Source organism: Rhizobacter sp. P3_B12, assembly GCF_056402895.1.
Map to the genome: position 1 here is coordinate 1 of NZ_JBFUGN010001234.1, position 1,560 is coordinate 1,560.

The 1,560-nt window shown below is 71.3% G+C and carries 2 protein-coding genes; one reads left to right on the forward strand and one right to left on the reverse strand.

Going from position 1 to position 1,560, the window contains the following annotated elements; all coding sequences use genetic code 11:
- Positions 1-978 (forward strand): ATP-binding protein (locus AC1D01_RS34090; RefSeq protein WP_477873887.1); only part of this gene is annotated, 978 nt, incomplete at its 5' end.
- On the opposite strand, the gene AC1D01_RS34095 is transcribed toward AC1D01_RS34090, so the two are convergent.
- Positions 884-1,560 (reverse strand): beta-barrel domain-containing protein (locus AC1D01_RS34095; RefSeq protein WP_477873888.1); only part of this gene is annotated, 677 nt, incomplete at its 5' end. The genes AC1D01_RS34090 and AC1D01_RS34095 overlap by 95 nt on opposite strands.

The window sequence follows — 1,560 nt, forward strand, 5'->3', positions numbered from 1 at the left end:
CTGCTCGCCTTCGCGCGGCGCCAGCCGCTGCAGGCCGAGCCGGTGGTGGTGGATGCGATGGTCGAGGAGATGCTCGACCTGATCGACTACAGCGCCGGCGACGCGGTTCAGGTGGCGCTGGCGCTGCGGGCCGGCGAGGCCTGCGTGCACGTCGACCGCGGGCAGTTGGAGAACGCGCTGCTGAACCTGGTGATCAACAGCGCGGCCGCGATGCCCGGCGGCGGGCGGCTGCAGGTTGCGACGCGGGTGGACGGCGACGAGCTCGAGCTGTGCATCGCCGACACCGGCGCCGGCATCCCCGAGGCGCTGCGCGAGAAGGTGTTCGAGCCCTTCTTCACGACCAAGGCGGAGGGCGAAGGCAGCGGGCTCGGGCTGTCGATCGTCTACGGCTTCGTGAAGCAGTCGGGCGGGCGCATCGCGCTCGCGAGCCGCATCGGCGAGGGCACGAGCGTGACGCTGCGCTTTCCGCTCGGCGCGGCGGCGGCGGCCGCGTCGGCCGGCACGCCCGGTGCCTTGGCCGCGCGGCTGGTCGTGTCATCGGTGCTGCTGGTGGACGACGACGACGAGTTCCGCAGCACCGTGGCCGAGATGCTGCAAGCCGCCGGCTGCGAGGTGCGCACCGCGGCCGGCGCCGAGCAGGCGCTGCGGGCACTGCGCGAGGCGCCGCTGCCGCAATTGCTGCTGTCGGACGTGCGGCTGGGCGACGGCATCAGCGGCGTGCAGCTGGCGCAGGCCGTGGCGCACGAGTGGCCCGGATTGCGCGTGGCGCTGATGTCCGCGATGCCGGACCAGGCCCTCGGCATGCAGCCCGGCTGGCGCGACGGCTGGCCCTTCCTGCAGAAGCCGTTCGATGCGCCGACGCTGCGGGCCTGGCTGGCCGGGCTCAGCGCTCCCGCGCGGCCTCCTGCGCCACCTTCTTCACCGGCGACAACAGGTACTCGATCACCGACCGCCGTCCCTGCTGGACTTCGGCCGTGACGGCCATGCCCGGGTTCAGCACCAGCTTCTCGCCGGTGGCGGCGCTGGTCAGCACCGGGCTGTCAATCTGCACGATGGCGCGGTAGTTCAACTGCGGCTGGCCCGGCTGCTGCGCTTGCTGTTGCTGCTTCGGATCGGTCGCATCGGCGCTGACGAGAATCACCCGGCCGTCGAGCAGGCCATATTTCTGGAACGGATAGGCAGCCACCTTCACCTTCGCGAGCTGGCCGACGCTGACGAAGCCCACGTCCTCGTTGTGCAGCTGCACCTCGGCCTGCAGCGGCTCGCCCTGCGGCACGATGTTCATCAGCAGTGCACCCGCCGACACCACCGCGCCGCGCGTGGTCGTCGCCAGATCCTTCACGATGCCGGCGTTCGGCGCGCGGATCTCCAGCTGCCCGGCGCGCACCGTCGACTTCTGCCATTCCTGGTCGCTGCGGTTCAGCGTGGCCAGCGTCTCGATGCGTTCGTTCTCCAGCTGCGAGCGGTACTGCGAGCGCAGCGCCGCCAGCTTGCGTTCGGATTGCGCCACCGCCAGCGCACCGCTCTGCACGTTGGCGGTCTGCACCTTCACGTCCTGCT